Annotated in this window: 5 protein-coding genes and 1 pseudogene; 1 reads left to right on the top strand and 5 read right to left on the bottom strand. The window is 60.4% G+C overall.

Annotation, left to right across the window (positions count from 1 at the left end; translation table 11 throughout):
* Nucleotides 1-124 (top strand): annotated as a pseudogene (locus AC1D35_RS34315) (DoxX family protein); the annotation flags it as partial.
* 79 nt (nucleotides 125-203) lie between these two features.
* Here the strand turns inward: AC1D35_RS34315 and AC1D35_RS34310 are convergent.
* The 5 genes from AC1D35_RS34310 to AC1D35_RS34290 all read right to left on the bottom strand — a co-directional run bounded on the left by AC1D35_RS34310 (nucleotide 204) and on the right by AC1D35_RS34290 (nucleotide 6373).
* Nucleotides 204-1391 (bottom strand): Gfo/Idh/MocA family protein, encoded by a 1188-nt coding sequence (locus tag AC1D35_RS34310; protein WP_113310364.1) that lies wholly within the window; start codon nucleotides 1389-1391, stop codon nucleotides 204-206.
* Nucleotides 1392-1418: 27 nt separating this feature from the next.
* Complete coding sequence (locus tag AC1D35_RS34305) at nucleotides 1419-2474, bottom strand: sugar phosphate isomerase/epimerase family protein (RefSeq protein ID WP_113295988.1); 1056 nt, start codon at nucleotides 2472-2474, stop codon at nucleotides 1419-1421.
* 249 nt (nucleotides 2475-2723) lie between these two features.
* Nucleotides 2724-3671: a substrate-binding domain-containing protein gene (locus AC1D35_RS34300; RefSeq protein WP_113295987.1), complete on the bottom strand. Its 948-nt coding sequence runs from the start codon at nucleotides 3669-3671 to the stop codon at nucleotides 2724-2726.
* 86 nt (nucleotides 3672-3757) lie between these two features.
* Nucleotides 3758-4762 (bottom strand): ABC transporter permease, encoded by a 1005-nt coding sequence (locus AC1D35_RS34295; RefSeq protein ID WP_113295986.1) that lies wholly within the window; start codon nucleotides 4760-4762, stop codon nucleotides 3758-3760.
* An 84-nt stretch (nucleotides 4763-4846) separates the two neighbouring features.
* Entirely contained in the window at nucleotides 4847-6373 is a 1527-nt protein-coding gene (locus AC1D35_RS34290; protein ID WP_113310365.1) for a sugar ABC transporter ATP-binding protein, read from the bottom strand.
* Nucleotides 6374-6532: the final 159 nt, after the last annotated feature.

The raw sequence follows: 6532 nt of genomic DNA, 5'->3' as shown, positions 1-6532 counted from the left end.
GCAGAATGGCGGCGTCGCGGCAATCCTGTTCTGCTTCGTCTTCCTTTATCTGGTCGCCGCCGGCGCCGGACCTTTCAGCATCGAACACCTGCTGAAGCGCAACCGCACTGCGGTTGCCGCCTGATCACCGCAGAAAAAACGCCGGGGCGATATCCAACCGCCCCGGCGTTTTTTAATGACATGCGCCTGATTGGCTCGGAAATTCAGACCTTGACCCAGGCACCGTTGCGCTTGGACGACGCGACGCAGGCCTCGACGAAGGCGACACCCTTCACGCCGTCATCGACTGTCGGGTAGACCACGGCCTTATCGACAGCCTTGCCCTTCTTGTGGGCGTTGATGGCGTGTGCGGCTTCCGTATAGATCGTCGCAAAGGCTTCGAGATAACCTTCCGGATGACCGGAGGGAACGCGTGAAACCCGGGCAGCAGCAGCACCGGAACCGGCGCCGTTGCGGGTGATCAACCGCTTTGACTCGCCAAACGGCGTGTACCAGAGGTAGTTCGGATCGGCCTGGACCCATTCGAAACCACCCTTGGTGCCATAGACGCGCACCTTGAGACCGTTCTCGTGGCCCGGCGCCACCTGGCTGCACCAGAGCATGCCCTTGGCCGGCTTTTCCGACCCCTTGGCCTTGAAGCGCAGCATCACGTGGGCGTTGTCGTCGAGACGACGGCCCGGCACGAAGCTGTCGAGATCGGCAGCAAGGCTGTCGAGTTCCAGGCCGGTGATGAAGGACGCAAGGTTATAGGCATGCGTGCCGATATCGCCGGTCGAACCGCCGACGCCTGATTGCGCCGGGTCGGTGCGCCATGCGGCCTGCTTCTGGCCGGACTGCTCGATCGCTTCCGTCAGCCAGTCCTGCGGATATTCGGCCTGAACGATGCGGATATCGCCAAGCTCGCCATTGGCGACCATTTCGCGCGCCTGACGGACCATCGGATAGCCGGTGTAGTTATGCGTCAGGATGAAGAGAGCGCCGCTCTCGTCGGCAACCTTCTTCAGCTTCTTGGCATCGGCAAGGTTTGAGGTCAGCGGCTTGTCGCAGATGACGTGGATGCCGCGGCGCAGGAATTCCTTCGCCGCATCATAGTGCACGTGGTTCGGCGTGACGATGGAAACGGCTTCGATGCCGTTCTTCAGCTTGGCTTCGCGGATCGCCATTTCCCGGTAGCTGGAATAGGTGCGCGACGGATCGAGACCGAGATCACGACCCGACTGTGCAGCCTTTTCCGGCGTCGACGACAATGCACCGGCGATCAGATCATACTGATCGTCGATACGCGCGGCGATACGGTGGACGGCGCCGATGAAGGCGCCAGCCCCGCCTCCGACCATGCCGAGCCGGATGCGCGGCTCGCGGGTCTGTTCGGATGATGCTTCGATTGCCATGATATTCTCCTCGAAATCCTGATCCGGTTACGACAGACCCAACATGCGTCGGTTGGCCGCCTGATCGGTGCCGCCGGCAGCGAAATCGTCGAAGGCCTTTTCAGTGACGCGGATGATGTGCGCCGCGACGAATTCAGCGCCTTCACGCGCGCCGTCTTCCGGATGCTTCAGCGCGCATTCCCATTCGACCACGGCCCAGCCATCGAAGTTGTTGGCGGTCATCTTGGAGAAGACGGCGCCGAAATCGACCTGGCCGTCGCCCAGCGAGCGGAAGCGGCCGGCACGCTCGACCCAGCCCTGATAGCCGCCGTAAACGCCCTGGCGTCCGGTCGGATTGAACTCCGCATCCTTGACGTGGAACATCTTGATGCGGTCTTTGTAGATGTCGATATTGTCGAGATAGTCGAGGCACTGCAGAACGTAGTGCGACGGATCGTAAAGCATGTTGGCGCGCGGATGGTTGCCGACGCGTTCCAGGAACATCTCGTAGGTGATGCCGTCGTGCAGGTCTTCGCCCGGATGGATTTCGTAGCAGACGTCGATGCCGTTTTCGTCGGCATGGTCGAGGATCGGCTTCCAGCGGCGGGCAAGCTCGTCGAAGGCGGTCTCGACGAGACCGGCAGGGCGCTGCGGCCAGGGATAGATGAAGGGCCAGGCAAGCGCCCCGGAGAAGGTCGCATGCGCCTTGAGGCCGAGATGCTTGGAAGCCGTCAGGGCATACTTGACCTGCTGCACGGCCCATTCCTGGCGCGCCTTCGGATTGCCGCGCACTTCAGGTGCGGCAAAACCATCGAAGGCTTCGTCATAGGCCGGATGAACGGCAACGAGCTGGCCCTGCAGGTGGGTGGAAAGTTCGGTGACCTCGACGCCATTTTCGCGCGCCTTGCCTGCGAATTCATCGCAGTAGTCCTTGGAGGTCGCCGCCTTCTTGAGGTCGATGAGCTGGCTTGCCCAGGTCGGAACCTGCACGCCCTTGTAGCCGGTGTCGGCCGCCCATTTGGTGATCGCGTCCCAGGAATTGAAAGGCGCGGTATCGCCCGCGAATTGCCCAAGGAACAGGCCGGGGCCCTTGATCGTCTTCATGTCAGATTCCTCCCTGAATATCGATCGTAAACGTTTTCGATAAATCCTAGTGCGCCGTTCGGTAAAGAAAAGGCGCCTCCCCGCCAATGCGAAGGATTTGGCGGGTTAGCCGAAAATCAACGCGGACTGGACCTAATCACGCTCGCCGCAGATGGGCAAGAGGTACGTGCCGCATTTTGGCTGCAACTTGTCTGAAGGCACGAAAATGCGCCCATCCTTGCGAACGGGCGCATTCATCGAAAGCGGTTATCAGAACGGAGAGTCCGGGAAGTAGAAGTTCTTGGCATTCTCCTTGGTGACGAGCGTCGCGTCCAGGATGTAGTTGCCGTGAACCGGAACCTGATCGTAAAGCGCAGCAGCCGTCAGTTCCATTGCCGTACCGACCATTGCCGGCGGATAGAGAACGTCGACCGGGATCAGCTTGTCGCCATCCATGACCTTCTTGATCATGTCCTTGGAGCCGGCGCCGGCAACGACATACTGGATGTCGGTGCGCTTGGCCTGCTCGATGGCCTGCAGAACGCCGACAGCCATGTCGTCATCCTGGCACCATACGACGTCGATCTTCGGATACTTCGTCAGATAGTCCTGCATGACCTTGAAGGCATCGTCGCGGTTCCAGTTGCCGTACTGACGGTCGAGAACCTTGACCTTGGAGCCGGCGATACCCTTGTCGAAGCCGTCCTGGCGCTGCTGGTCGATCGGGATCGGCAGACCGCGGATGATAACGACTTCGGCTTCTGGCGTCTTTCCAGCAATGTACTTGCCGGCGACTTCGCCGAGCGCCGGGTTGTTGCCGGCAACGTAAAGGTCACGCACGGAATTGTCGTTGCTCGACGGCGCACGGTCGACGAGCGCAACGAACTTGCCCTTGCCCTTGACTTCCTTGATGGCGTTGACGAGCGGATCCGGATCGGAAGGCAGGATGACAAGCGCATCGATGCCCTGCGTATCGAGGTCCTGTACGGCGTTTGCCTGCGTTGCGGCATCCGGCGAGGTCTTGACGATGACGTTCAGGCCCGGATGTTCGGCCATCAGCTTCTTGGCAACGCGCTCGGCGTGAAACACGACGCCCGACGTCCAGCCATGGTCAGCGGCCGGAATGGACACACCGATCGTATAATTCTTGTCCTGGGCGTAGGCTGCGCCGGCAAAAGCCACCCCCGCAACAGCCAGACCCAACATGAGCTTGCGCATGCTATTTCCTCCCAAAAATATCAGGGACTTCTCCAATCCGAACCGGGTGCCCTGGATAGCCCGGCCAATTCGAAAAACAGGCTGCCTTACGATTTGCGCACCAGCGACCGCTGCACCAGCATGGCGATGATGATGATCGCACCCTGGATCGCGCCGATGAGATATTCGCTGATGAAGTTCGAAAGCAGCATGATGTTGCCGACGAGTTCGAGAATGAAGGCACCGCAGATCGTGCCCCATACCCGGCCGGCCCCGCCCTTCAGCGCCGTGCCACCAACGACGACGGCCGTGATCGCCTGCAGCTCCCACAGGATGCCGGTCGTTGCCGAAGTCGAGCCAAGGCGTGGCACGTAGAGCAGCACTGCAATCGCCACGCAGAGACCCTGAATGACGAAGGCGATGGTGCGCACGCGGTTTACCGCAATACCGGAATAGCGCGCCACATCGCTGTTCGAGCCGACAGCCACAACATGCCGGCCGTAACGCGTGCGATAGAGAATGAAGGCTGCGACCGCGGTGACCGCCAGGATGACGACGATCGGCACCGGCACGCCGAGAAAACTGCCGAAATAGGCAGGGCGATAAAGCGTCTGGATATCCGCAGAGCGCAGCGTGATCGCACCGCCCTGCGACAGCCATGTCGTCAAGCCGCGGTAGATGCCCATCGTACCAAGGGTGGCAATGAAGGGTTCGATCTTGCCGACCGTCGTGATGAGACCGTTTGCAAGACCACAGAGCGCTCCGGCGACCACGGCGAAGACGACAGCTGCAACCAGCATCAGCGTCGGATCGGCGATGACGCCGGAATTGATCAGTAGGATCATCAGGCTGGCGACAAAGGCCACCATGGAGCCGACGGAAAGGTCGAGGTCGCCGGCCGAGATCACGAAGGTCGCGCCGACGGCGATGATCGCAATGAAGGCGCAGCGCGTCGCGACATTCGTAAGGTTGGTGAGGCCGATGAAATTGGGATTGACCAGCGCGCCCACGATGAGGAGCAAGGCCAGTGCGGCAAAGGGCGCTACCGCACGAAGATCGACATCACGCCAGGATCTGCGCCGGATTTCCCTGGTCTCCTCGTTAACACTCATGTCCAAAACCAACCTCCCGTCCCATTACTACTGGGCATCTTGTTTGTCCCGCGTGCGGGCCGCCCATACCGCGCTCTGCCGGCGTCAGGCGGCTACCTGACGCTTCAGGCCTGCCGCGTAACGCATGATTTCCTGCTCGGAAATTTCATCGCCCTCGAGGATGCCGACAATCCGACCCTCGCGCATGACGGCCACGCGCGTACAGAGGCCGATGACCTCGGGCATCTCCGAGGAGACGACTATGATTGCCCGCCCGTCGCGGGCGAGCGCCGAGATGAAATGATAGATCTGCTGCTTGGTGCCGACATCGATCCCTCGTGTCGGCTCATCGATGATGATGATCTGCGGCTCGGTCTCCATGACCTTGGCCAGAAGCAGCTTCTGCTGGTTGCCGCCCGACATGCGCCCAGCAATGATATTGCCGTCGCGTACCCTGATGTCGAAGCGGCGCTTGGCCTTGGCAAGAGCCGCCGCCTCGCTGCCGGGGCTGAGATAACCGTGGCTGACATGACGCTCGAGCGACTGCAGCGTCAGATTGGCAATCATGCCCGAACTGAGCAGCAGGCCTTTCGACTTGCGGTCCTTGGTCATGTAGGCAAGGCCAGCGCGATTGACGGCGCGCGCATCGCCCGAAGACACGCTCTCGCCATGGATGACGACCTCGCCCGAAAGCCGTGAACGAAGGCCGGCAATCGCCTCCATCAATTCCGTGCGGCCCGAGCCGATCAGTCCGGAAAAGCCAATCACTTCGCCCTTGCGCACCTCAAAGCTCGCGTCCTGCACATAGCCGGTCGAAACTGAACTGACGCGAAGCACGATTTCTTCGTCGACGTTGGGTTCGACCTTGGCGGGATAGAGGCTGGAAAGCTCCCGGCCAACCATGAGCTGAGCGATGGATTCACCGTCCAGCATAGAGGTCGGCGCCGTCTTCACCCATTGGCCGTCACGCAGGACCGTGACCATGTCGGTCAACTCCATCACCTCGTCCAACTTGTGGGAAACGAAGACAAAGCTGGTGCCCTGATCGCGCAGTTTACGCACCTGCTTGAAGAGCATGCTGGTTTCCTCGCGCGACAGGACTGCCGTCGGCTCGTCCATGAAGACGACGCGCGCATCGCGACTGATGGCCTTGGCGATCTCGACCATCTGTTTGTCGGCGATGGAAAGCGAACTGATCATTGCATTCTCGTCGACATGCGAACCGAGCAGGTCGAGCACCCGGCGCGTCTCAGCTCGCATATGCTTGCGGTCGAGCACGCCGAAATGCGTAACCTCGCGCCCGAGAAACAGGCTCTCGGTCACGGTCAGATGTTCGGCGAGATTGAATTCTTGATGGATAATGACGATTCCGAGCGCCTCGGCCGCACCGTTCGGCGGGAGCGCCACGACCTTGCCATCCAGCAGGATTTCACCCGATGTCGGCTGCTCGAAACCGGAGAGAATCTTGACGAGGGTCGATTTTCCAGCACCGTTTTCGCCCATCAGCGCGTGAATTTCACCGGCGCGAAGATCGAAATTGACGCTGAAAAGAACCTGCACGCCGCTGAAAGACTTGCAAATGCGCCTGGCGGACAACACCACCGGCGCAGCCTCTGCGGTATCCATGCTCATGATTTTCCTCCTGCGGCTCCCATCCGCTTATGTTGGCCATATGTAAACCTTTACATCGGGCATGTAAAGGTTTACATCGTGGATTTACACAGACTTGTTGAAGCCTGCCTTTGACCTCCCKGCAAGTCTGTGTAGTGTGCGGCGAAGACAGCCCAAGGC

It is taken from the genome of Rhizobium sp. P1_E6 (assembly GCF_056405875.1).
Note: the sequence above shows the minus strand (reverse complement) of the source record. Positions and strands in the feature narration are given on the sequence as shown.